The sequence below is a fragment of the Streptosporangium sp. NPDC051023 genome (assembly GCF_040689595.1).
GTDB lineage: Bacteria > Actinomycetota > Actinomycetes > Streptosporangiales > Streptosporangiaceae > Streptosporangium.
Window position 1 is genome coordinate 63,496 of record NZ_JBFBCE010000023.1, and the last position, 22,522, is coordinate 86,017.

The 22,522-nt window shown below is 69.4% G+C and carries 19 protein-coding genes and 1 riboswitch; of the genes, 10 read left to right on the plus strand and 9 right to left on the minus strand.

Translation table 11 applies throughout. From position 1 onward, the window contains the following. Window positions 1-143 precede the first annotated feature (143 nt). Window positions 144-1,505, plus strand: a complete 1,362-nt coding sequence (locus tag AB0395_RS17395; protein ID WP_366281652.1) for an MFS transporter — start codon at window positions 144-146, stop codon at window positions 1,503-1,505. Here AB0395_RS17395 and AB0395_RS17400 read toward each other — a convergent pair. After that, window positions 1,486-2,031 carry a DUF1707 and FHA domain-containing protein gene (locus AB0395_RS17400; protein WP_366281653.1) on the minus strand — a complete coding sequence of 182 codons (546 nt, stop codon included), beginning with the start codon at window positions 2,029-2,031 and terminating at the stop codon, window positions 1,486-1,488. The two genes, AB0395_RS17395 and AB0395_RS17400, sit on opposite strands and share 20 nt — an antisense overlap. A gap of 88 nt (window positions 2,032-2,119) precedes the next feature. Here AB0395_RS17400 and AB0395_RS17405 point away from each other — a divergent pair, with 88 nt between their 5' ends. From AB0395_RS17405 to AB0395_RS17415, 3 genes are read left to right on the plus strand one after another with little or no spacing between them, the layout of a single operon-like run. Beyond that, window positions 2,120-2,656, plus strand: coding sequence for a PadR family transcriptional regulator (locus AB0395_RS17405; RefSeq protein ID WP_366281654.1), 537 nt, complete (start codon window positions 2,120-2,122; stop codon window positions 2,654-2,656). After that, complete coding sequence (locus tag AB0395_RS17410; protein ID WP_366281656.1) at window positions 2,653-3,360, plus strand: ABC transporter ATP-binding protein; 708 nt, start codon at window positions 2,653-2,655, stop codon at window positions 3,358-3,360. The genes AB0395_RS17405 and AB0395_RS17410 overlap by 4 nt, the downstream gene beginning before the upstream one ends. Further along, the gene (locus tag AB0395_RS17415; protein ID WP_366281657.1) at window positions 3,357-5,969 is read left to right on the plus strand and encodes an FtsX-like permease family protein; all 2,613 of its coding nucleotides are present in this window, start codon (window positions 3,357-3,359) and stop codon (window positions 5,967-5,969) included. Before AB0395_RS17410 ends, AB0395_RS17415 begins: the two co-directional genes overlap by 4 nt. 135 nt (window positions 5,970-6,104) lie before the next feature. Here the strand turns inward: AB0395_RS17415 and AB0395_RS17420 are convergent, their stop codons facing one another. Then, window positions 6,105-6,959 carry a hypothetical protein gene (locus AB0395_RS17420; protein WP_366281659.1) on the minus strand — a complete coding sequence of 285 codons (855 nt, stop codon included), beginning with the start codon at window positions 6,957-6,959 and terminating at the stop codon, window positions 6,105-6,107. Window positions 6,960-7,167: 208 nt separating this feature from the next. On the opposite strand from AB0395_RS17420, the gene serA reads away from it, so the two are divergent. Both serA and AB0395_RS17430 read left to right on the plus strand, forming a co-directional pair. After that, complete coding sequence (gene serA / locus AB0395_RS17425; RefSeq protein ID WP_366281661.1) at window positions 7,168-8,757, plus strand: phosphoglycerate dehydrogenase; 1,590 nt, start codon at window positions 7,168-7,170, stop codon at window positions 8,755-8,757. A gap of 727 nt (window positions 8,758-9,484) precedes the next feature. Continuing rightward, on the plus strand, window positions 9,485-10,618 hold the full coding sequence (locus AB0395_RS17430; protein WP_366281663.1) for an ROK family transcriptional regulator: 1,134 nt from the start codon (window positions 9,485-9,487) through the stop codon (window positions 10,616-10,618). Window positions 10,619-10,803: 185 nt separating this feature from the next. Here AB0395_RS17430 and AB0395_RS17435 read toward each other — a convergent pair whose 3' ends face one another. Next, window positions 10,804-11,634: an NlpC/P60 family protein gene (locus AB0395_RS17435; RefSeq protein ID WP_366281665.1), complete on the minus strand. Its 831-nt coding sequence runs from the start codon at window positions 11,632-11,634 to the stop codon at window positions 10,804-10,806. Next, window positions 11,622-11,837: riboswitch (cyclic di-AMP (ydaO/yuaA leader) on the minus strand. (Overlaps the previous gene by 13 nt.) 145 nt (window positions 11,838-11,982) lie before the next feature. Here AB0395_RS17435 and AB0395_RS17440 point away from each other — a divergent pair. Together AB0395_RS17440 and AB0395_RS17445 are read left to right on the plus strand one after the other, a co-directional pair. Next, window positions 11,983-13,029, plus strand: coding sequence for a 3-isopropylmalate dehydrogenase (locus AB0395_RS17440; RefSeq protein ID WP_366281667.1), 1,047 nt, complete (start codon window positions 11,983-11,985; stop codon window positions 13,027-13,029). A 182-nt stretch (window positions 13,030-13,211) separates the two neighbouring features. Continuing rightward, entirely contained in the window at window positions 13,212-14,306 is a 1,095-nt protein-coding gene (locus AB0395_RS17445) for a branched-chain amino acid aminotransferase (RefSeq protein WP_366281669.1), read from the plus strand. Between the two features lie 172 nt (window positions 14,307-14,478). On the opposite strand, the gene AB0395_RS17450 is transcribed toward AB0395_RS17445, so the two are convergent. Together AB0395_RS17450 and AB0395_RS17455 are read right to left on the minus strand one after the other, a co-directional pair. Further along, the gene (locus tag AB0395_RS17450; RefSeq protein ID WP_366281671.1) at window positions 14,479-15,072 is read right to left on the minus strand and encodes a Uma2 family endonuclease; all 594 of its coding nucleotides are present in this window, start codon (window positions 15,070-15,072) and stop codon (window positions 14,479-14,481) included. Window positions 15,073-15,174: 102 nt separating this feature from the next. Continuing rightward, window positions 15,175-15,828: a class I SAM-dependent methyltransferase gene (locus AB0395_RS17455; RefSeq protein ID WP_366281673.1), complete on the minus strand. Its 654-nt coding sequence runs from the start codon at window positions 15,826-15,828 to the stop codon at window positions 15,175-15,177. A 292-nt stretch (window positions 15,829-16,120) separates the two neighbouring features. On the opposite strand from AB0395_RS17455, the gene cimA reads away from it, so the two are divergent. Then, window positions 16,121-17,698, plus strand: coding sequence for a citramalate synthase (cimA, locus tag AB0395_RS17460; RefSeq protein WP_366281675.1), 1,578 nt, complete (start codon window positions 16,121-16,123; stop codon window positions 17,696-17,698). Between the two features lie 84 nt (window positions 17,699-17,782). Here the strand turns inward: cimA and AB0395_RS17465 are convergent, their stop codons facing one another. The 3 genes from AB0395_RS17465 to AB0395_RS17475 form a co-directional block, all read right to left on the minus strand. After that, entirely contained in the window at window positions 17,783-19,543 is a 1,761-nt protein-coding gene (locus AB0395_RS17465; protein WP_366281677.1) for a heparinase II/III family protein, read from the minus strand. A gap of 140 nt (window positions 19,544-19,683) precedes the next feature. Further along, on the minus strand, window positions 19,684-20,298 hold the full coding sequence (locus AB0395_RS17470; protein WP_366281678.1) for a cysteine hydrolase family protein: 615 nt from the start codon (window positions 20,296-20,298) through the stop codon (window positions 19,684-19,686). 148 nt (window positions 20,299-20,446) lie between these two features. After that, window positions 20,447-21,421, minus strand: a complete 975-nt coding sequence (locus tag AB0395_RS17475; protein ID WP_366281680.1) for a helix-turn-helix domain-containing protein — start codon at window positions 21,419-21,421, stop codon at window positions 20,447-20,449. Between the two features lie 70 nt (window positions 21,422-21,491). Here AB0395_RS17475 and AB0395_RS17480 point away from each other — a divergent pair, with 70 nt between their 5' ends. Further along, on the plus strand, window positions 21,492-22,088 hold the full coding sequence (locus AB0395_RS17480; RefSeq protein ID WP_366281682.1) for an HD domain-containing protein: 597 nt from the start codon (window positions 21,492-21,494) through the stop codon (window positions 22,086-22,088). A 27-nt stretch (window positions 22,089-22,115) separates the two neighbouring features. On the opposite strand, the gene AB0395_RS17485 is transcribed toward AB0395_RS17480, so the two are convergent. Continuing rightward, a complete protein-coding gene (locus tag AB0395_RS17485; protein ID WP_366281683.1) occupies window positions 22,116-22,502 on the minus strand; it encodes an antibiotic biosynthesis monooxygenase in 387 nt (128 codons plus the stop codon). Window positions 22,503-22,522: the final 20 nt, after the last annotated feature.

The window sequence follows — 22,522 nt, forward strand, 5'->3', positions numbered from 1 at the left end:
CGGAGGGTGGTCGTCGCCCGGATTCGCCCGCGTTCACGGGGGTTCGCGCAGGGAGCGATGGATGATCGCGTCTGGGTGGCGATCCGGAAACGTTCGTATTTTTCGGGCCCGCCGGATAGGTGATTGTGCGCTTGAATGTGACCATGGTCACACCGGCCCCCGCCTCCGGGGCCCCAACCGTTTCCCGTTCGGTGCGCGTCGGCTACGGCGTTGGCTCGGTCTGCACCGGGACGTTCTCCACGGTCCCCGGGCTGCTCCTGTTGATCTACATGACCAACGTGCTGGCCATCCCCGCCTGGATCGCCGGGCTGGTCGCCTTCCTGCCCAAGCTCTGGGACGTTTTCGTCAACCCCTGGATCGGCCAGCGCTCCGACCGTACGGTCTCCCGGTTCGGCGCGCGCCGTCCCTGGATGCTTCTGGGCGCGCTGACCCTGCCGGTGACGTTCGCGCTGACGTTCGCGGGGCCGCCGCTCACCGGGGTGCCCGCCGCGCTGTACGTCGCCGTCTGCTACCTCCTCACCGCGACCGCCTACGCCTTCTACGAGGTGCCCTACAAGGCGATGCCCGCGGAGATGACCGACGACTACCATGAGCGCTCCGCGCTGCTGCAGTGGAAGATGGTCTTCGTCGGCGTCGCGATCCTGCTGTCCGGCTCCGTCGCGCCCGCGATCGCGGGCACCGACGCCTCCGGCTACCGGCTGATGGGCCTGCTCGTCGGGGCCGCGCTGCTGGTCTCCATGCTCGCGTCGTTCTTCGGTACGGCAGGCGCCCCCATGGTCGCCAAGGCCGAGATCGAGCCGTCGATCAGGGCACAGTTCGCCGCGGCCCGCTCAAGCAGGCCGTTCATGGTGCTGCTCGAACTGAACTCCGCGCAGATGTTCGCCGCGGGCGCGCTGCTGGCGGGCGCGCCGTACTTCGCCACCTACACCCTGGGCGACCCCGGGGCCACCACCACGCTCTTCCTGTGCGTCGTCGGCCCGCTGCTGGTCACGATGCCGCTGTGGGTGCGCCTGTCCCAGCGCTACGACAAGCGGGGCGCGATGATCCTGGCCGCGGCGTTGTTCGCGGTGGGCGCGGTCGGGATGGCCTTCGCCTGGAGGTCCGGGTTCCTGTACGCGCACCTGTGCGTGCTCGTCGTCGGTGTCGGCTACGCCGGGCTCCAACTGCTGCAGTTCTCGATGCTGTCCGACGTCATCGCCCACGACACCCTGGTCACCGGCAGGCGGCGCGCGGGGGCGTTCACCGGGCTCTGGACGGCCTGCGAGACCGTGGTATTCGCGCTGAGCGCGCTCGTGTTCGGCTGGCTGCTCGGCGCGGCCGGCTTCGTCGAGTCGGACTCCGCGGCGCCGGTCGCGCAGCCGCAGTCGGCGATCACGGCCGCGCTGTACGGCGGGACCCTGCTGCCCGCGATCTTCGCCGGGATCAGCCTGCTGCTGACGACGCGCTACACCCTCACCGCCGAGACGCTCGGAGCCGCGAGGAGGCTCAGATCAGCTGAGGGGTGATCACCAGGAAGACACAGTCCCCGAAGGAGAGGACGTCGCCCGGCCGGACCTTCGCCGGTCCGACCAGCCGCCAGTCGTTGAGCCTGGTGCCGTTGAGCGAGCCGAGGTCGACGACGATCCACCCCTCCTCGTCGCGGCGGAGCTCGGCGTGCACCCGGGAAACGGTCAGATCGGCCAGGACGAGGTCGCAGGCCGAGCCCCGGCCGACCACGTAACGGGTACGGCTGTCGCCGGGCAGCGCCAGCCTGGGCAGCCTCGGCCGCCGCCACGCGGACTCCACCCGTTTGGTGAAGTCGGACGCGGAGGAGACGATCTCGGTCACCATCCGGCGGAACCGGCCGCGCTGCGGCAGATCGGCGACCAGGTTCTCGAGCTCGCCCTGACTTCGGGCGCGCAAGGCCATGTCCACCCGGCCGAGGAACGTGTCGTGCGAGAGGCGGCCCTCGACGGCGCGGTCACGAAGCTCATTGATCGCACGATCGCGGTCCCCATCGGACGCGCGGGACGGGGGATGCGTCGAGCTCATCCCCCGAGTATCCGCCCCAGCGGTGGAACCTGTCCAGAATATGCGGATCTCTTGCCGTGACCATACTGAGTATGCATACTCAGTATCCATGGCGATCAGACAAGGACTCCTCGCTCTGCTGAGCCAGGGGCCCCGCTACGGCTACCAGTTGCGGGCCGAGTTCGAGGCGTCGACCGGGGCGACCTGGCCACTCAACATCGGCCAGGTCTACACGACGCTCTCCCGGCTCGAACGTGACGGCCTGGTGGCTCCGGGCGAGCAGGACGACCAGGGCCGGGTCGTCTACACGATCACCGAGGCCGGTCTGGCCGAGATGGAGCGATGGTTCAGCACCCCCGTCGCCCAGTCGGACCGGCCTCGGGACGAACTGGTCATCAAACTCGCGATGGCGGTCGCCGCGTCGGCCGACGTGCGGCCGATCATCCAGGCCCAGCGCACCACGACCATGCGCGCGTTGCAGGCACTCACCCGCGCCAAGCGCGCCGGTACGGAGGGCGCGGATGGCGCAGCCCAACGCCTTGTGCTCGATTCGATGATCTTTCACGCCGAGGCCGAGCAACGCTGGCTCGACCACTGCGAGGCCGTGCTCACGGCCTCCCCCCAAACGCAGGAGAGACAAAGATGAGTTTCGATCCGGTCGTACGGCTCGCGGACGTGAGCCGCGTGCACGGTGACGGGCCGCAGGCCGTACAGGCGTTACGGGAGGTGAGCCTGGACGTCGCGGCGGGGGAGCTGATCGCGGTGATGGGCCCCTCGGGATCGGGGAAGTCCACGCTGCTGAACCTCGCGGGCGGCCTCGACCTGCCCACCTCGGGCGCCGTGACCGTCGAGGGCACCCCGCTGCGGAGCCTGTCCGCCAAGGAGCTCACCCGGCTGCGCCGCCGCCACGTCGGCTACGTCTTCCAGGACCTCAACCTGATCCCGTCGCTCACCGCGCTGGAGAACGTGACACTTCCCCGCGAGCTGGACGGGGTCGCCTTCAAGAAGGCACGCCACGAGGCGCTGGAGGTCCTGGCCGAGGTCGGGCTCGGTGACGTCGCGGACCGCTTCCCCGAAGAGATCTCCGGCGGCCAGCGCCAGCGGGTCGCGATCGCCCGCGCCCTGGTCGGGGAGCGGCGGCTGCTCCTGGCCGACGAGCCGACCGGGGCCCTCGACACCCCGACCGGCGACGAGATCCTGCAGCTCCTGCGCACCCGCTGCGACGCGGGAGCGGCGGTTCTCCTCGTCACCCACGAACCCCGCTACGCCGCCTGGGCCGACCGGGTGGTCTTCCTGCGCGACGGCGAGATCGCCGACTCCACCGCCACCCCTCTGGAGAGCGCCCGATGAGCGCGTTCCTCGCCGCGTTACGGATCTCCCGCCGGGACATCACGCGCGCCAGGGCACGCAGCGCGCTCATCGTGGTCATGATCGGCCTGCCGGTCCTCGCCGTCACCGTCGCGCTCACGCTGGTCACCACCCGGGAGATGACGCCGCTGGAGCGGCTGCCCGTGGACCTGGGCACGGCCGACGCCAGACTGGCCGAGACCGGGGCCGCGACGCCGATCCGCCAGGAGCTGGACGGGAGATCCTGGGAGCCCTCGCGAACGGGGAAACCCCGCTCCCAGGCGGAGGTCCAGGCCCTGGCCGGCCCCGGATGGCGGCTCGTCCCGATGAGCGAGGACTACGCCGTGTACCGGACGGACGACGCCTACGACCAGGCGGCGATCCGGGAGCTGGACCTGCGTGATCCGCTGACGAACGGCATGCACCCGCTCGTGGCGGGACGTTACCCACGGACACCGGACGAGGTGGCCGTCACCGTCTCCCTGAAGACGGCGATCGGGACGACGCTCGGATACACCGTCGACGACGTGCCGAAACGCGTCGTGGGAACGGTGCGTGACCGGCCGTACGGCCCCGGCAGAACGATCATCGGGCTTCCCGGCTCGCTGATCCCCGCCTCGGAGACCTCCGGCGTCAGGAGGTTCTGGCTGACCGACGCCCCGGCCCCGGTCACCTGGAAGGAGACGCTCAGGCTCAACCGGGCCGGGATGGCCGTGATATCGCGGGCGGTACTCGAGGGCCCGCCGCCGGGTGCGGAGGCGCGGCTCGTCATCAACATGCCACGCAGCCCGGTGATCAGCGTGAACGACGTCGCCACGCTCCTCCTGGGAATCACCCTGGCCGTGATCGAGGTCGTGCTGATGACCGGCCCCGCCTTCGCCGTGGGCATCCGCCGCCGCCGCAGGGAGCTCGCGCTCATCTCCGCCCAGGGCGGCTCGGCCCGTCACCTCAAGATGGTCGTGCTGGCCGACGGGCTGACCCTGGGGCTGGTCGCCGCCGTGCTCGGCGCCGCTCTCGGGATCGGCGCCGCCAGGGGCATCGTGTCCTACCTCGGGGTCTGGCCCGCAGGCGAGCTGGGGCCGTTCGAGGTGCCGGCCGGGCAGATCGCGCTGGTCGCCGCGCTCGGTGTGCTCAGCGGGGTGGTGGCGGCCGTGGTGCCCGCCGTGCAGGCGGCCAGGGTGAACGTGGTGGCCGCGCTCGCCGGGCGGCGGGCCGAGGCGCGGGCCCGGGCGGGATGGCCGCTGCCGGGACTTCTGCTCCTCGTGCTGGGAAGCGCGGCGATGCTCTACGGGAGCCGGGGGGACACCGAGGCGGTGATGTTTCTCGGCGGGGTGCTCGGGCTGCTCGGCCTCGTCATGGTGATGCCCTGGCTGGTCCGCCTGGCCGGACGACGGGCCGGAGGGCTCCCGCTGCCCCTCAGGCTGGCCGTCCGCGACGCCTCCCGCAACCGGAGCCGCACCGCGCCCGCCATCGTGGCGGTGCTGGCCGCCGCCGCGGCCTTCAGCACGGTCGCCGTCAGTGTCGCGAGCAACCAAACGGCGTATGAGAAGCACTACATGCCGAGATACCCGCGGGGCACCCTGGCGGTCTACGGTGACGACGTCACCGAGGAGGCCTGGAAGAGGATCCGTCCCATCGTCGAGGCGAAGCTGCCCGGGGTGCCGCTGGTGGAGAGCTACCACGCGGTGGACTCCGGGGGCAGGGCCGTGTACTTCTCGCAGCTGGACGGCACCTGCGAGAACTGCGATGTCTCGATGGGGCCGCTGGAGCTGCTCCCGGTCGGCGGGCCGGATCTGCTCCGCCTGCTGCTGGGCCGTACCGACGCGGCGGCGGAGGCGGCGCTGGCCGGAGGCAGAGCGGTGATCTTCAATCCGAAGGCGGTCAGGGACGGCAAGGTCCACCTCAGCGTATGGAACGTGGAACTGGCGGAGGAAAAGGCACCGGTTGCCTTCCCCGCGACGGTCGCCACCCTCAGGGAGCCGTCCGTGGTGCTGGGCGTGATGCCGGCTGCCGCTCTCACCGGGTCCGGGTTCGTCCCCAAGCTGACCCAGCTCATCGTCGATCCGAAGGTCGCCTCCGTGACCCCGCGGCAGGAGCAGCTGGTCAGCGGGCCCGTGCGGGCCGTCACCTCCAAGGTGGCGGTCTGGCTTGAGCTGGGAGTCCCGCGGGACAGGAGAAACGAGAGCATGACCATCTGGGTCATGGCCCTCCTTGCGGGGCTGGTCGTGTTCGGCTGCACGTTCGCCGTCGCCGGGCTGGCCGCCGCCGACGCCAGGCCCGATCTCGAAACGCTCTCCGCGGTCGGCGCGCCTCCCGGGATCCGCAGGCTGGTCGTGGCCGGGCAGGCGCTGTTCATCGCCGGGGTCGGTGTGCCCCTCGGGCTGCTCATCGGGCTGTTCCCCGGACTCGCCACGGTGAGCCGGGACTTCGCGAACACCTACAGCAGGCGAGAGATCGGGGTCAACGGGATCCCGTTCGAGAGGGCGGGCATCGCTTTCAGCGTGCCGTGGCCGACGCTCCTCGCGGTGGGGATCGGGCTGCCGCTGGTGGCCGGACTGATCGTCACGGCCTTCGCCAGGACAAAGGTCACACCGGTACGGCGGGCCGGATAGCGAATGCCGCCGGGCGCCGGTCCTCGTGAGAGGGCGGGCGCCCGTTCCCGCGAGGAATCGGGGGGTTCCCGCGTGAAAGGCGTACCGGGAGACACAGACCGGGAGGGGGGACGATCTCCGCCCGGCCTGCGTTTCTCAGTCGGTGACGTCGGCGCAGACCACGTGGGCGCCGATCTCGATCATCCGCTGCTCGCTGCGCGCGTCGGCGACCCTGGCCATCAGGATCGGCGCCTCGCTCGCCGCGAGCTGCGGCAGCCGGGCGCGTACCCCGCGATGGATGTCCCTGACCACGTCCTCCGCCGCCGACATGTGCACCTTGACATGGAGCATGATCCCCGGGGCGCCGGAACTCGTCTTGGCCTCGGAGATCCACACGTGGTGGACCAGCGGGTAGTCGGCGAGCACGTAGGAGATCGCGCCGCGCAGCGCGGGCAGGATCGGATGCTCGCACCGCCGGTAGCCGGGGTCGACCATCTGCATCGGCCCCGACAGGTGCGGGCGGGGCGCGGGGATCCACGGCTGGGCGGGCATCGCGGGCACGGGGACCTTGCGCGGGCTCACCGCCGGGGGGCGCGCGACCGTGGCCATCGCCCCGGTCGCGTACGCCGTCGGAGACGCGCTCGACAGCGCGGGCGTCGGCCCGGTGCGGGTCGAGAGCAGGTACCGCTGAAGGTCCTCGATCGGCACGGCCGCCGCCGCGGGCCCCGCGGCGTCGATCACGATCTCCCGCACGCCGGTGACGCGCTGGATGTCGAGGATGGTGTCGGCGTCGCACGCCGAGAGGGAGTGGCTGCCGCGGTGCCGCGCGTAGGTGCTCTGCGAGGTGTATCCGAGCAGGACCCGATCGCCCGCCTGGGTCGTGCCGAGCACGACGGAGCGGTCGGGACGCACGGCAACGAGGAGTCCCCATTCGGCCAGCGCTGCCAGAAGCCGGTGCGGGCCGCCGTGCTGCGCGAGCACGTCGCCGAGAGCGGGGTTCCCGATGCTCATATAAGGAACCTTAGGTAGTGAACCACGGCTTATCAGGGTAATAGCGAAGATTTCTCTGGATCAAGACCAAGGTGAATTTTGGGGGCATGGAAGGTGGACTAGGTGGGTAAACGTCTCGGATCGCGGGACACTCGTGAACGCGTTCACAAGCGCAGATAGACTACGTGAGGTCCGTCCGCAGCCTCCACGTCTCCAAAGGATCTAGCCTGTGAACAAGCCCGTCGTACTGGTCGCAGAGGAACTCTCCGAGGCCGGTCTCGCTGTCCTGGGCGCGGACTTCGAGGTCCGCCACACCGATGGCGCCGACCGTGCCCAGTTCCTGCCCGCCCTCGCCGACGTGGACGCGCTCATCGTGCGCAGCGCCACCCAGGTGGACGCGGAGGCGATCGCCGCCGCGCCCAAGCTTCGTGTCGTCGCCCGCGCCGGTGTCGGTCTCGACAACGTGGACGTGGAGGCCGCGACCAAGGCCGGTGTCATGGTCGTCAACGCGCCCACCTCCAACATCACCAGCGCCGCCGAGCACACGGTCGCGCTGATCCTCGCCTCGGCCCGCAACGTCGCCCAGGCGCACTCCGCGCTCAAGGGCGGCGAGTGGAAGCGCTCGAAGTACACCGGCGTCGAGCTGGACGAGAAGGTCGTCGGCATCCTCGGCCTCGGCAAGATCGGCCAGCTGGTCGCGCAGCGCCTGCAGCCGTTCGGCGTCGAGCTGATCGCCTACGACCCCTACCTGCAGCCCGCCCGCGCCGCGCAGATGGGCGTCAGGCTGGCCTCGCTTGAGGAGGTCCTGCGCGAGTCGGACTTCATCACCGTGCACCTGCCCAAGTCCAAGGAGACCATCGGGCTCATCGGTGACCGCGAGCTCCACCAGGTCAAGCCGTCGGTGCGCCTGGTCAACGTCGCCCGCGGCGGCATCATCGACGAGGGAGCGCTCTACTCCGCGATCAAGGAAGGCCGCGTCGCGGGCGCGGGCATCGACGTGTTCCCCAAGGAGCCCGTCACCGACAGCCCGCTGTTCGAGCTGGACCAGGTCGTCGTCACCCCGCACCTGGGCGCCTCGACCCACGAGGCCCAGGAGAAGGCGGGCACCCAGGTCGCGCGCAGCGTGAAGCTGGCCCTCGCGGGCGAGTTCGTGCCGGACGCGGTCAACGTCCAGGGCGGCGTCGTGGCCGAGGACGTCAAGCCCGGCCTGCCGCTGGCGGAGAAGCTCGGCAGGGTCTTCACCGCCCTCGCGGGCGAGGTCGCGACCAAGCTCGACATCGACGTGCGCGGTGAGATCGCCTCCCAGGACGTCCGCGTGCTGGAGCTGGCCGCGCTCAAGGGCGTCTTCACCGACGTGGTCGAGGACTCCGTCACCTACGTCAACGCCCCGCTCCTGGCCAAGGACCGCGGCGTCACCGTCGAGCTGGTCACCAGCACGGAGAGCCCCGACTGGCGCAACGTCGTGACCGTCCGCGGTGTCCTCGCCGACGGCCGCGCCGTCTCGGTCTCCGGCACGCTCTCCGGCCCGCGCCAGATCACGAAGATCGTCGAGGTCAACGGCTACCAGATGGAGATCGAGCCGACCGACCACCTGTCGTTCTTCACCTACGTCGACCGCCCCGGCATCGTCGGCGTCGTCGGCCGCATCCTCGGCGACCACGGCATCAACATCGCCTCCATGCAGGTGGCCCGGGACGTCAAGGGCGGCAAGGCCCTCATCGCGCTGACCGTCGACTCCGCCATCCCGGCCAACGTGGTCGACCAGATCGGCGCCGAGATCGGCGCGGACAGCGGCCGCTCGGTCGACCTGGCCGACTAGGTTGTGTCGACGGTGGTGTTCGCATAGGTCCGCAACCTGATCGACGGTCACCGTCCGATCCAGGAAACGCGCCTCGGCCCACGGTTCGCCGACGGTACGGCTGCCGCCCCGGAGTCTCGGGGACGGCAGCCGTTTCCGTTTCGGGAACGTTCCTCGCGGTGCCTCCTGCCCTCCGAGATCATCTCAATATGTGAGAAATCCGTACGATTGGCGAGACGGCATCTTGACGGCCGGGTAGCATGACATGCAATGCGCCAGGTTCTCGTACTCATTACCTGCCGCGGCGAGGCCTGACAGGGGCGGGCCGGCAACTCGCCGCGGTGTGATGGCGCTCGCCGGCCCCAGGCTCCCTCGCCGATCCGCGACCCGGATCCGCGATCCCGGGCCCGATCCGGACCCATCGGAATCCGGATCACCTTCTTCTGCTCCTGTGCGACTGAGACGAGAAACACCATGTATGACATGTATCCCTGGAACCGTCCCGAGGACACCGAGGACGAGGCCGCCCAGGCCCTCCAGACCGCGCTCGACCGCCGTGACAACGGCGGGGTTCCCACCCGCTCCTGAGACGTGGCCGTCCTCGGCGCGCGCTGATCTTCCGCGCCGGACCGGTAGGTAAAGCGGGTTTACCATCGGGAGCGGTTGGCTAGCCTTTTCTCCGGGATCCCACAGGAGAACGGAGGGCTAGGTGCGAGGCCAGCTCGGCAATCCACGGTTGTTACGGGTGATGAACGAGCGACGCCTCCTCGACCGGCTCCTCGAACACGGTCCGGCCTCGCGGGCCGACCTGGCGAAAGTCACCGGTCTGTCCAAGCCGACGGTCTCGGCGGCCCTCGCAGGGCTCGAGGAGAGCGGCCTGGTGCGTCTGGTCGGCGAGGTCTCGGGGCGTCCCGGCCCGGTGACCTCGCTGTACGACATGAACGCGGGTGCGCTGCACGTCGCGGGCGTCGACATCGGCCGTGACCGGATCCGGGTCGCGGTCGCCGATCTCAGGGGACGCTTCGTCGGGCGCAGGGACGGGCGCAACGACGCGCGCACCGAGGACGACCTGGTCCGCCGGGTCCGTGAGCTGGCCCAGGCGGCCCTGGCCGAGGCAGGTCTCGACTGGTCCTCCATCGCCTACGCGGTGGTCGGCAGCCCCGGGGTCTACGACCAGGAGACGGGGCGCCTGAACCTCGCCTCGAACCTTCCGGACTGGGGCGGTCCCGGCCTGTGGGACCGGCTGCGCGTCGCCCTGCGGACCGAGCTGGCGATCGAGAACGACATCAACCTGGCGGCGCTCGGCGAACACGCCCACGGTGAGGGCAAGGGGCGGTCGCATTTCGCGCTGGTGTCCATCGGCACCGGGGTCGGCATGGGCATCGTCGTCAACGGTGAGCTGTACTCGGGGGCGCGCGGAGCCGCGGGAGAGGTCTCCTACCTGCCCGTCGCGGAGGGGACGGCTTCCGGCCGGGAGGAGCTGGAGCACGGACCGACCGAGGCGGTGACCGGCGCCCTCGGCGTGGTGCGGGCGGCGCGCGCGGCCGGGCTGTGCCTGCGGAGCGCGAAGGAGGTCTTCGGTGCCGCGGCGGCCGGGAACCCCGCGGCCCTGGCCGTCGTCGAGGCCGAGGGACGCAGGATCGGCAGCCTGATCGTCGCGGTGGCCTCGGTCCTTGATCCCGAGGTGGTCGTGCTCGCCGGTGGCGTCGGCCGTAATCTCGACCTCCTCGGCGACTCCATCTCCTCCAGGATCGCCGAGCTCGGCCCGCTGCGCCCCACCGTGGTCGCCAGCACCCTGGGTGACAGCGGGGTGCTGCTCGGTGCCGTCGTGCGCGCGCTCAGCCGGTCGTGGGACGTCATCTTCGCCGCCCGTCACGGCTGATCTGCCTGTCAAGGCTGACCTGGCCTGCCGGTGGACCAGGTTCTCCGGATCGGCCGCCGGGGAGGTCCGCGGAGACCGGAGCGGAAAGCCGCTCCACGATCACGCGCGTGATCGCGGAGCGGCTTTCCGCCGATCGGGCCGCCCTCGGCGTCCCGGGTGAGAGTCCCGGGTGAGAGGGGACGGGGTCAGGAGGCGGGCGCGCGCGTGGCGGCCGAGCCGTCGGTCGTCTGGTCGGTCTGGGGGCTTTGGTCGGTCTGGGCGCTTTGGTCGGTCTGCGGGTTCTGGTCGGGCTGTGCGGCCTCGGCGGACTGCGTGGCCAGTTTCACCTGCTTGGCCAGCGCGGCCCGCTCGATGGAGAGCTTGACTCCCTTCGGGTCGGGGCGGACGGCGCCGACGAAGCTGGCACGGCGCCAGGCCTCGAGCTTCTCCACCTTGACCACATCGCCGGTGTGCGGGGCGTGGACCATGTAGCCGGGCTTGGTGATCATGCCGACATGGCCGAGGCCGTGGAAGAAGACCAGGTCACCCGGCCTGAGGTCCTTCCAGGCGATCTTCCTGGAGAACGCGTTGTACTGCTCGGCGGCGGTGCGCGGCAGGTGGATCCCCGCGGCGCCGTACGCGCGGAGCATCAGGCCGGAGCAGTCGAAGCCGCCGTTGCCGGTGCCGCCCCAGACGTAGGGTACGCCGCGCTTGGACAGGGCCCACCGCATCGCCTTGCGCCAGGCGGGGACTTTTTTCCTGACCTCGGGGGAGGTGCCGGGCAGGGAGGTGGTCGTGGGTTCCGGTGAGGGGAGGGGGGTGTCGGTCGAGACGAGAGGGGAGGGGGCCGGGTTTGAGATTTCCGAGTTCGGGGCGGGGGATGCGAGGAAGAATCCGGCCTGGGTGAGGGCGGGGGAGGGGGCCGCGAGCGGGGAGTCTGCCAGCGCGAGGGCGGGGGTCGCGAACACGGTGGCGCCGGTGACGATCAGGGTCAGGACACGGGGGTAAGTCTTGCCGGTCAGGATCGTTCCTTCCATAAGGCCGGCCGGGTGAGCTGTCGGGCTCGGGCGTGGAGGTCGCCCTACGGCGCGAGAGAGCGCCGACTCGCCCCAAGGGGCCCGTGTTGAGAGAGGCCGGGGCGGGCTCCGCGAGACGGAGTGCGGCCCGGACGCCTCGCGGGCCCCGGAAGTGGTTCCCCGGCTCCGCGCAGGCCGGAAAAGGGGGGTGGCCTGCGCGAATTAGGCGACGATGCGAATGGCCAGGACCTTAACGAAACGGTCAAAAGATCGCAAATAGGACAAAATTCATAAGCCTTGCTCAGGGAAGATGTGTCCGATGGGTGAGATTGGTGTTCGATTGACGAGACAGACCGGTAGGGTGCGGTCATGGATTCGCGCAACATTCGCCTGGCTGTGATCCCCGGAGACGGGATCGGGACCGAGGTCGTCACCGAGGGCCTGAAGGTCCTCGAAGCCGTCGGCACGAAGGTGGAGACCACCGGCTACGACCTGGGGGCCAAGCGGTACCACAGGACCGGCGAGGTTCTCCCCGAGCCGGTTCTCGACGAGCTGCGCGGATACGATGCGATCCTGCTCGGCGCGGTCGGCGACCCCAGCGTGCCGCCGGGCATCCTGGAGCGCGAGCTGCTGCTCAAGCTCCGTTTCGAGCTCGACCACTACGTCAACCTGCGCCCGGTCAAGCTCTTCCCCGGCGTCGAGACGCCGCTGGGCAAGGCGCGCCCCGAGGACATCGACATGGTCGTCATCCGTGAGGGCACCGAGGGCCTCTACGCGGGCGCGGGCGGCGTGCTGCGCCGTGGCACCCCGCACGAGATCGCCACCCAGGAGTCGCTCAACACCGCCCACGGTGTCGAGCGCGTCGTCCGCTACGCCTTCGAGAAGGCGCTCAGCAGGCCGCGCAAGAAGCTGACCCTGGTCCACAAGACCAACGTCCTCACCTTCGCCGGTGACCTCTGGGCCCGCACCGTCGACCGGGTCAGCCTGGAGTACCCCGACGTCACGACCGACTACTCCCACATCGACGCCGCCTCGATGTTCTTCGTCAACCAGCCCGAGCGGTTCGACGTGATCGTCACCGACAACCTCTTCGGCGACATCATCACCGACATCGGCGCCGCCATCGCCGGCGGCATCGGCCTGGCGGCCAGCGGCAACGTCAACCCCGACCGCACCTCGCCCAGCATGTTCGAGCCGGTCCACGGCAGCGCCCCCGACATCGCGGGCCAGGGCAAGGCCGATCCGACCGCGACGATCCTGTCGGTCGCCATGCTTCTGGACCACCTCGGCCTTGCCGAGGAGGCAGCCAGGGTCGAGCAGGCCGTGGCCGACGACCTGGTCGAGCGCCTGACCGGCCGGGCCGGGCGGACCACCCACGAGATCGGTGACGACATCACCGCCCGAGTAGCCGGCTGAGGAAGCCGCCTACCCGACCTCAGACGCGCCTGGCGGCTCTTCGGAGCCGCCAGGCGCGTCTTTTTTCGTTCGGCCCCATCCGGCACTGCCGGGTTTCGACATAGATGCAGTAGTTTCCCGTTATCTGGTCCATCGCAGAATGGACTCAGGTGCAGTCCGTCACAAAGAGAAGGATCTCCGTCATGACCACCGCTCAGAAGCTCAGCTTCGACGTGCAGCTCTCCGACCACGCGCGCACCGCGGCCGAGCGAGAGCAGGTACTGGCGAGTCCCGGATTCGGTCAGTCCTTCACCGATCACATGATCTCTATCGACTACACGGAGGGGGAGGGCTGGCACGACGCGCGGCTCATGCCGTACGGTCCGCTCAGCCTCGACCCGGCGACCGCGGTCTTCCACTACGCCCAGGAGCTCTTCGAGGGGCTGAAGGCCTACCGTCAGGAGGGCGGCGCGATCGCCTCCTTCAGGCCGTACGCCAACGCCGCCCGCTTCAACCAGTCGGCGGCGCGGATGGCGATGCCGGAACTGCCGCAGGAGACGTTCGTCGGGTCACTGGAGCTCCTCGTCCAGACCGATCGCGACTGGGTCCCCACGACCTCGGGCCACAGCCTCTACCTGCGCCCCTTCATGATCGCCACGCAGGCCGCGCTCGGCGTGAACTACCCCTCCAAGTCCTACCGCTACATGGTGATCGCCTCGCCCGCGGCGGCCTACTTCGGCGCGGACAAGGCCGTCTCGGTCTGGCTGTCCACCGAGTACACCCGCGCCGCCCCCGGCGGCACCGGCTTCGCCAAGTGCGGAGGCAACTACGCCGCGGCCTTCGTCGCGCAGCGCCAGGCCGTCGAGCAGGGCTGTGACCAGGTCGTGTGGCTCGACGCGAACGAGCACCGCTACGTCGAGGAGATGGGCGGAATGAACCTGTTCTTCGTCTACGGCGACCGCCTGCTCACCCCGGCCCTCACCGGCACCCTGCTGCCCGGCATCACCCGCGACTCGATCCTCGCCCTCGCCGCCGACCTCGGCCTGACCGCGGAGGAGGGGCGCCTGTCGATCGAGGAGTGGCAGGCGGGCTGCGAGTCCGGCGAGCTGACCGAGGTCTTCGCCTGCGGCACGGCCGCGGTCGTGACCCCTGTCGGCTCGATCAAGGGCGCCGACCGCGCCTGGACCGTCGGCGACGGCACCCGGGGGCCCGTCACCGCCAGGATCCACGAGGAACTGGTCGGCATCCAGTACGGCTCCCGCCCCGACACCCACGGCTGGGTCCACAAGATCTGCTGATGCGACGACCACGGATCTTCACCGTGTTCGAGACGTTCCCCGGCGAGCGATGACATGGCTCTGACCGGCGCCGAGGAGCGACGTGTGATCCGGTGAACGTTCCGGGGCGCGGCGGTACCCCTGTGGAAGGAAAGCCCGGCCCCCATCGGCCGGGCTTTCCTCGTCGGCGGTTCTACGTCCCGGGCAGACTGCTGGTGTCGATGGTGAGGTTCCACGGCTCCGGCAGCTCTATGAAGCCACCGAACTTGGTGATGACCTCTTGCTGGTATCCCTTGTGATTGGGACGGCTGAGCAGGCGCACCTGCTCCTCGAAGACGTCGATGACGAGATAGAGCGGTACGCCCGCCTGCGCGCAGTTGCGCGGCTTGATGACGTGATCGTCGTTGACGCTGCTCGGGGAAACCACTTCCACCGCGAGGAGGGTGACGTCGCCGTAAACCTCGTTCCTGTCCCACATCCTGGGGTTGGCCGGCACGACGGTGAGGTCGGGACGGTATCGATCGGCCTGTGGGCCGAGGTGGAGTTTGATGTCGGGCCAGATCTTCCACCCTCGTTCGGTCACGACGCCGGCGAGCTGCATGAGGATCCAGAAGACGATGTTGTTGTGGGTATCGGTGGGCAACTCCCTCACCACGATCCGGCCGTCGATGAGCTCGACACGTCGATCGGGCCAGCTTTCGCACATCTCCGGGAGCCGCCTCGCAAGCTCGGTGGGAGGGTCCTCTTGCGGCGGCTTTGTGGTCGGTCGGTCCAGGACTTTGGCCATGCCTTCATCATCCCCTCCGAGCGAGTGGGCGCAACGTGTTTGACACGCAACCCAAAGTAACCGTAAAGATTCCCGCTCGCCTGTGGTTCGGAGAAGTTCTCGTCAGTGCTTTCGAATCATGGTGAGGCCGTCGGCGATCGGGAGCATCAGCGAGCTCACCCGGCTGTCGGCCGTGACCAGGTCGTTGAACTCGCGGATGCCCCTGGTGGCCTGGTCGTCGACGGTGGGGTCGGCGACGCGCCCCTTCCACAGGGTGTTGTCGATCAGGATCAGGCCGCCCGGTGCGAGACGGGACATCAGGATCTCGTAGTAGACGGGGTAACTGGGCTTGTCGGCGTCGATGAACGCCAGGTCGACGGGGTGATCCTCGGGAAGCTCCCGCAGCCGTTCCGCGGCCGGCCCGATCCTGAGCTCGATGCGCTCGGCGATGCCCGCCTTCTCCCAGTAGCGCCTGGCGATCGCCGTCCAGTCCTCGCTGATGTCGAAGCAGGTCAGCCTGCCGACGGGGCCGAGCCCTCTGGCCAGGCAGATGGAGGAGTAGCCGGTGAAGGTCCCCACCTCGACCACGTTCTCCGCGTGGCTGAGCTGGACGATCATGGTGAGAAACCGCCCCTGGTCCGGAGAGATCTGCATGCCCGCCCTGTCGCCGGTCACCTCCCGGGTCTCCAGGGCGAGCGCGTCGAGGACGTCGTCGGGCAGGGTGGTGTGCGCGAGCAGATACTGCCCGACGGCCGGGTCCAGATAAGTCGCCTTCATGCGACCCATTCTTGCTGGTCAGGTCCAGTCCGTGCGAGCGGTTCGCGCTATGCGCCGACCCCGTGTCCACGGGACACGTGTCCCGGATACTGAGATCAATGTGTCAAGTGGTGGCGGTGTGTGGCAGACTCCGAAGCATCATGTTCTACGGTCTGCTCATTATCGGCAGGCGCGCTGGCTGACAAGGGACACCGCCAGCGCGCAGACCTCTCACGTCCGTGAGGGGTTTTTTTGTTTCTCGAAGCCGAATGAGCGCGCGGCGAATCATCGAAAACCCGCGAAGGAGACTGATATGGCTGATGACCGCTTCCACGTGTACGACACGACACTCCGTGACGGCGCCCAACAGGAGGGCCTCAACCTCACGGTGGTCGACAAGCTGGCCATCGCGCGCCACCTGGACGGTCTCGGTGTCGGTTTCATCGAGGGCGGCTGGCCGGGCGCCAACCCCAAGGACACAGAGTTCTTCAGACGGGCTCAAACAGAGCTCGATCTGAAACACGCGCAGCTCGCCGCGTTCGGCGCAACCCGCCGAGCCGGTGTGAAGGCGGCCGACGACCCGTTGGTGGCCGCGCTGCGCGAATCCGGCGCGCCGGTCGTGACCCTTGTCGCCAAGAGTCACGACCGGCACGTGGAGCTGGCCCTTCGCACGACTCTCCAGGAGAACCTCGCGATGATCCGCGACACGGTCTCTCACCTTCGTGCGGAGGGCCAGCGAGTCTTCCTCGACGCCGAGCACTTCTTCGACGGCTACACGTCCAACCCAGCCTACGCGCTCGAGGTCCTGCGCACCGCCGCTGAGGCGGGCGCCTCGGTCATCGCCCTGTGCGACACCAACGGCGGCATGCTTCCCGACGAGCTCGCCGAGGTCGTCCACGCCGCGGTCCAGACCTCGGCCAGGGTCGGCATCCACTGCCACGACGACACCGGCTGCGCCGTGGCCAACACCCTGGCCGCGGTGAAGGCGGGCGCCACCCACGTGCAGGGATGCGCCAACGGGTACGGCGAGCGCTCCGGCAACGCCAACCTGTTCACCGTGGTGGCCAACCTCCAGCTCAAGCGGGGCTTCGACCTCGTCCCGCAGGAGGCGCTCGCGGACATGACCCGCATCGCGCACGCGATCACCGAGGTCACCAACGTCACCCCGAACTCGCACGCCCCCTACGTGGGCGTCTCCGCCTTCGCGCACAAGGCCGGGCTGCACGCCAGCGCCATCAAGGTCGACCCCAACCTCTACCAGCACATCGACCCGGCCCAGGTCGGAAACGACATGCGCATGCTCGTCTCCGACATGGCGGGACGCGCCTCCGTCGAGCTCAAGGGGCGGGAACTCGGCTACGAGCTGTCGCCGGAGACCTCGCGTGAGCTGGTCGAGCGCGTCAAGGACCTGGAGTCGAAGGGCTACACCTTCGAGGCCGCGGACGCCTCCTTCGAGCTGCTGCTCCGCGACACCGTCGCGGGCGAGCGCAGGCGCCACTTCGAGGTCGAGTCGTGGCGGGTGATCGTCGAGCGGACCCGCGGCGGCGAGCTGGTCAGCGAGGCCACCGTCAAGCTGCACGCGAAGGGGGAGCGGATCGTCGCGACCGGTGAGGGCAACGGCCCGGTCAACGCCCTGGACAAGGCGGTGCGGCTCGGACTCGAAAAGCTCTACCCCGAGCTGTCCGCCGTCGAGCTGATCGACTTCAAGGTGCGGATCCTCGAGGGCACCCACGGCACGGACGCGGTCACGCGCGTGCTCATCACCTCCAGCGACGAGACCACCGAGTGGGCGACCGTCGGCGTCGACGAGAACATCATCGAGGCCTCCTGGCAGGCGCTTGAGCAGGCCGTCACCTACGGCCTGCTCAGGGCGGGCCACGCCGCCGACTGACCGGCGGGAGAAACGAAGGAGGAGGGGGGTACGGCCCGGCCGTACCCCCCTCCTCCTTTTTCGAAGCTCCCGGCCTCGCGGACCTCAGGACAGGTCGGCGCCCGAGGCCGTGAAGCTCACCTGCCCCTTCGGCGTCTGCAGGCGCACCTTGCCGCCCGAGCAGGAGACGGAGGGGTTGTCCGTTCCCGGCACCACGACGGTGAGCAGCGCGCTCTCCGAGGCGGGGGAGAGGACCGCGGGCGCAGCCTGCTTCTGCAGGTAGGCGGGGGAGACCCAGCCCTGGTACGGGCTCTGCTGGCCGTTGACGACCCGCTGCCCGCCGACCGGTCTGCAGGACGGCATCGACAGCTGGACCAGTGTCGCCTTCCACCCCGTCTTGTCCTTGACCACGACCCGGCCGCCGCCGTTCGAGACGGTGGACAGCTCGCGCGCGAAATGCCAGACGTTGCTCACCTTGGAACCCGAGGGAACGGTGTCCAGCACGGCCATCACGTCCTGCTCGTGGTTGACCAGCACGGAACGGGTTCTCGGCACGCCGTACGCCTTGTCGGTCAGCCGGTAGCTCTGCCTGTCCTCCTTGATCGAGGACCTGCTCAGCGCGGTGGCCGTCCTGCCCCTGAACCCGGCGCCGACAACGGCGGAGGTGTTGTGCGCCTCGGACGACATCGTCCATCGCCGGTAGCCGGTGTCCTCGTAGGAGTGGAAGCCCACGTCCACCAGGACGTCCCGGCCCTGCGCGTAGTAGGTCACGCCCAGGTGGTCCTCGTGGCCGTGGAACTTCAGGCCGGGACCGAACCGGATGGAGTAGAACGCCGACCCCGGGTCGTCCCAGGCGGTGCGCCCGTAGACGTAGCCGTTGCCGAACACCTGCACCGTCTTGTTGGGGTGGACGTATCCGACGGGCCGCACGTCCGCGCCGCCGTCACCGATCGGGACCATGAACCCGTTCGGCTGGGTCGAGTGGGAGATGAAGTCCTCCAGCGACTCCCAGCGCCTGCTGATCTCGGCGGGGACCTTCCTGCCGCACTCCTCGATGCGCTCCATCGCGACCTTGAGCCGCTCATAGACGTAGATCGCGTACCGGGGAGCCTGCTCGCGCAGCACTCCCTGGGAGTCGACGTCCAGCTTGACCGTGCCGGTCAGCCGCTTGAGCGCGAGACTGGACCATCCCTCGTGACCGTACCGGCAGCCGATGCCGAGCAACGCGATGTCCTGGTCCATCCCGTGGTTGTGGCCCTTCTCATACAGGGCCGGGTCGGCCAGCACCTTGGCGTGCTCGGCCAGGCTCTTCGACAGCCAGGACTCGTTGACGTGCTTGCTGAGACAGACCAGCGCGGGGGCGCGCAGCGCGATCGGGTGCTCCTGCCAGGCGTACGCGCTGGCCTTGGGCCCGCCGCCACGAGGGTTGTCCGCCACCCAGTCCTTGGCGATCTCGGTGGCCCTGCTCAGGTAGGCCTTCTCCCCGGTGGTCTCGTAGTCGGCGACCAGGCGGCCCATCCAGCGAAGCGAGTGGAAGACCATGCTCCAGGAGCGGTTGTGGTACGGATCGGTACGCCAGTCGACGTCCTTGCCGACCTTCACCGGAGGCAGGCCGACGAACTCGACCTCACCGGCCATGATGTCCGGTGAGGTGGGAGTCGCGGGCAGCCAGTCTCCCTGGCACTCGGCCGTACGTTTGATCTTGTCCGCTGCCTCCGCGGGGCCGGCCGTCGCGCCGCAGGTCACGACGAGGATGAGCGAGAGAGCCAATGCCGTGGCGCGACGGCGTACGGGGTGTCGCTTTGCGCCGCCTGCGGCGTCGCGGGCTCGGGCGCCCCAATGCCGGCGGCTTCCCTCGTCGCTCATCCGCTCCGCTCCTTCGCTCCTCAGCCTGGCCACCGGCGCGTCCAAGCCACGACCAGTCCCGGTTATCGGCGCGCCAAGCCGATTCGGTCACTGGTGTGCCCAAGTCACTTCCGCCACTGGCGCGTTTGAGTCGGGCTAGTTTAGCGGTGTGCGCGGGCGATCTCGGTGCTCGCCCAGATGTTGGGGCGGGGGAGGGGGCCGCCGGTTTCGGCGGCGATGGTCCACTCGGAGGTGGTGGCCACCGAGGCGAAGTTGGAGTCCATCACCACCAGCACGTGGTTGTGCAGTTCCTCGGCCGTCACGGTGCCCGCGCGGTTGGACATGGCCACGGTGCCGGTCGCGTCGGACAGGAACTCGACCGTCAGACCGAGGTGGGCGGCGTCGCGGGCGGTCGACTCGTCGCAGTTCTGCGTCATGTATCCGACGATGGTCAGGGTGTCGACCTCCTGGGAGGCCAGCCACTCGGCCAGGTCCGTCCTGGCGAAGGCCGAGGCCAGCGACTTCTCCAGCAGATGGTTGTACGGCCTGTGCCCGACCTCCTCGTGCAGCTCCCAGGACCGGCTTCCCGCCGCGAACAGCGGAGACTCGGCGGGGGCCGTGTGCTTGACCACGATCACCGGGATGCCGTGCTCGTGAGCGGTGTCCATGGCGGTGAGGATGTTGGCCAGGCTCTCCTCGCGCGGGGGGTGGGCGATCGGCAGGTTGCCGGTGAAATACTCGTTCTGGACGTCGATGACGATCAGCGCTCGCTTCATGTGTCCAGCCTGGCGAGGTGAGCCGTACCGGCGTGATAGCGCTCTCAGCCATCCAGCGTGAGAATCACGCCAGTGCTGATGGTGGACGCGCCCGAGCCACACCCCATTCCGGACAAGACGGCTGTTGAGCCCAGAACGCTCGGTGGGGCTACCGAAGGGCTGGCTGGGGGGCTGGGTTTCCGAAGGTTTCCCGGTAGGTGGTCGGGGACACTCCAACCTGGCGGCGGAAGTGGGGCCGCAGGGCCACCGCCGAGGTGAAGCCCACGCTGCGGGCGATCAGCTCGACCGGTTCTCTCGTCGTCTCCAGCAGTCTCTGCGCGTGCAGGATCCGCTGGTGGAGCAGCCACTGGGTGGGGGTGGTGCCGGTGACCTGGCGGAAGCGCCGGTCGAAGGTGCGGCGACTCATCATGGCATGGGCGGACAGGGCGTCCACGCTGAGCTCGCGGTCCAGGTGGCGCAGGGCCCATTCAAGGGTCTCGCCGAATGGGTCACCGGTCGCCGGAACCGGCACCGGATGGTCGATGTACTGCGCCTGCCCGCCCGCCCTGTGCGGCGGCACCACCAAGGACCTGGCGATGTCGTTGGCCAGCTCCTGGCCGTATGTCCTGCGGACGAGATGAAGGCACAGGTCGATGCCGCCCGCGCTCCCCGCAGAGGTCAGCAGGTCGCCCTCGTCCACGTACAGCACGTCGGGCTTGACCTGGATCCGCGGGTACGTCGAGGCGAGCAGCGGGGCGTAGCGCCAGTGGGTCGCGGCGGGGCGCCCGTCCAGCAGCCCCGCGGCGGCCAGCACGAACGTGCCGAGGCAGAGGCCGACGACCGTCGCACCCCTGTCGTGGGCTCCGCGCAGGGCCTCCAGCGCCTCCGGAGCGGGCGGGCGGACGAGTGGGTTCCGCCAGGTCGGCACGATCACCAGATCGGCCTCGTCCACGGCGCCCAGGTCGTACGGCGCGGACAGGGCGATGCCCGCGTCCGTCCGGACGGGGCCCCCCTCCGCGGCCACCACACGCACGTCGAACTCCGGCACCCCGCTCCGCCGTTCGCCGAAGACCGCGATCGGCACCGAGGCCTCGAACAGCGGGATCTCGTCGAACAACACCACGGCGATCGTCCTGAACCCCATGGCGGAATCCTATCGACAGTTGTCCTCCCGGCCACTCGTAAGCCGTACAGAGGCGCGACAGGCTGGGCACATGAAATTCGCCGACATCGCGATTCCCGAGACCGCAGCAACCCGCGCCGCCCTGGAGGTGGCGACCGCCTACTGCTCGCCCGCGCTGCTGAACCACTCCGTGCGGGCCTACCTGTGGGCGGCGGCGTATGCCGGGATGAACGACATCGTCTTCGACGCCGAACTGCTGTACGTCTCCTCGATGCTGCACGACATCGGGCTGGTCAAGGAGTTCGACAGTCACACCGTGCCGTTCGAGGAGGCGGGGGGCCATCTCGCGTGGGTTTTCTGCACTGCGGCAGGGTGGCCGGTGGAACGGCGCGTGCGCGCCTCGGAGGTGATCGTTCATCACATGTGGGACAAGGTGGACGTCACGGAGGACCCCGAGGGGCACCTGCTGGAGCTGTCCACCGGATTGGACATCTCGGGCAGGCGCCCCGAGGCCTTCCCCGCAGAGCTCAGAGCCGAGGTGCTGGAGCACTATCCCCGTCTCGGCATCGGTCAGGAATTCGTCTCCTGCTTCAGAGACCAGGCCGAGCGCAAGCCGGACAGCCTGGCCGGACAGTTCGTGCGAACCGGCTTCGCCGAACGCGTCGCGGCCAACCCCCTGGACAACTGACCCCCGAGGCCGCTGCCCCACCGTCGCCTACGACTCGTCCTTGGGGCCGGTGCTCTGAACCACTTCGAACGACCAGAGCGTGGACCCGGTCGCGGCGGGGCCACTGCCGTGACCGTGTCCCTGACCGGGCTGCTGCCCGTGTCCGTGACCCTGTCCCTGCGAAGCCGCGTCCGAGGCCGCCTGGGCATGACCTCGCTGGAAGGCCTGGCTCTCCGTCCACCGCGTGAAATCCTCCTCGGACCTCCAGCGGGTGTAGACGAGGTACTGGTCGGTGCCCTCCTGCGGGCGGAGCAACTCGAACCACTCGAAACCGTCAGCCGACTCAACTATCCCGGCCCGCCCGGAGAAGCGACGCTCCAGCTCCTCGCGCTGTTCAGCGGGGACGGTCAGCACATTGATCTTCACAACGCTCATAAAGCCATCCTGCCCCACCC

Bases quoted from the DNA above. Each gene is read 5' to 3' on its own strand.
- AB0395_RS17405 (WP_366281654.1), top strand. From the start codon at position 2,120: ATGGCGATCAGACAAGGACTCCTCGCTCTGCTGAGCCAGGGGCCCCGC.
- AB0395_RS17410 (WP_366281656.1), top strand. From the start codon at position 2,653: ATGAGTTTCGATCCGGTCGTACGGCTCGCGGACGTGAGCCGCGTGCAC.
- AB0395_RS17435 (WP_366281665.1), bottom strand. From the start codon at position 11,634: ATGGAAGGAACGATCCTGACCGGCAAGACTTACCCCCGTGTCCTGACC.
- AB0395_RS17400 (WP_366281653.1), bottom strand. From the start codon at position 2,031: ATGAGCTCGACGCATCCCCCGTCCCGCGCGTCCGATGGGGACCGCGAT.
- AB0395_RS17485 (WP_366281683.1), bottom strand. From the start codon at position 22,502: ATGAGCGTTGTGAAGATCAATGTGCTGACCGTCCCCGCTGAACAGCGC.
- AB0395_RS17430 (WP_366281663.1), top strand. From the start codon at position 9,485: ATGAACGAGCGACGCCTCCTCGACCGGCTCCTCGAACACGGTCCGGCC.
- AB0395_RS17395 (WP_366281652.1), top strand. From the start codon at position 144: ATGGTCACACCGGCCCCCGCCTCCGGGGCCCCAACCGTTTCCCGTTCG.
- AB0395_RS17475 (WP_366281680.1), bottom strand. From the start codon at position 21,421: ATGGGGTTCAGGACGATCGCCGTGGTGTTGTTCGACGAGATCCCGCTG.
- AB0395_RS17420 (WP_366281659.1), bottom strand. From the start codon at position 6,959: ATGAGCATCGGGAACCCCGCTCTCGGCGACGTGCTCGCGCAGCACGGC.
- AB0395_RS17465 (WP_366281677.1), bottom strand. From the start codon at position 19,543: ATGAGCGACGAGGGAAGCCGCCGGCATTGGGGCGCCCGAGCCCGCGAC.
- AB0395_RS17455 (WP_366281673.1), bottom strand. From the start codon at position 15,828: ATGAAGGCGACTTATCTGGACCCGGCCGTCGGGCAGTATCTGCTCGCG.
- AB0395_RS17415 (WP_366281657.1), top strand. From the start codon at position 3,357: ATGAGCGCGTTCCTCGCCGCGTTACGGATCTCCCGCCGGGACATCACG.
- AB0395_RS17440 (WP_366281667.1), top strand. From the start codon at position 11,983: ATGGATTCGCGCAACATTCGCCTGGCTGTGATCCCCGGAGACGGGATC.
- cimA (WP_366281675.1), top strand. From the start codon at position 16,121: ATGGCTGATGACCGCTTCCACGTGTACGACACGACACTCCGTGACGGC.
- AB0395_RS17445 (WP_366281669.1), top strand. From the start codon at position 13,212: ATGACCACCGCTCAGAAGCTCAGCTTCGACGTGCAGCTCTCCGACCAC.
- AB0395_RS17450 (WP_366281671.1), bottom strand. From the start codon at position 15,072: ATGGCCAAAGTCCTGGACCGACCGACCACAAAGCCGCCGCAAGAGGAC.
- AB0395_RS17470 (WP_366281678.1), bottom strand. From the start codon at position 20,298: ATGAAGCGAGCGCTGATCGTCATCGACGTCCAGAACGAGTATTTCACC.
- AB0395_RS17480 (WP_366281682.1), top strand. From the start codon at position 21,492: ATGAAATTCGCCGACATCGCGATTCCCGAGACCGCAGCAACCCGCGCC.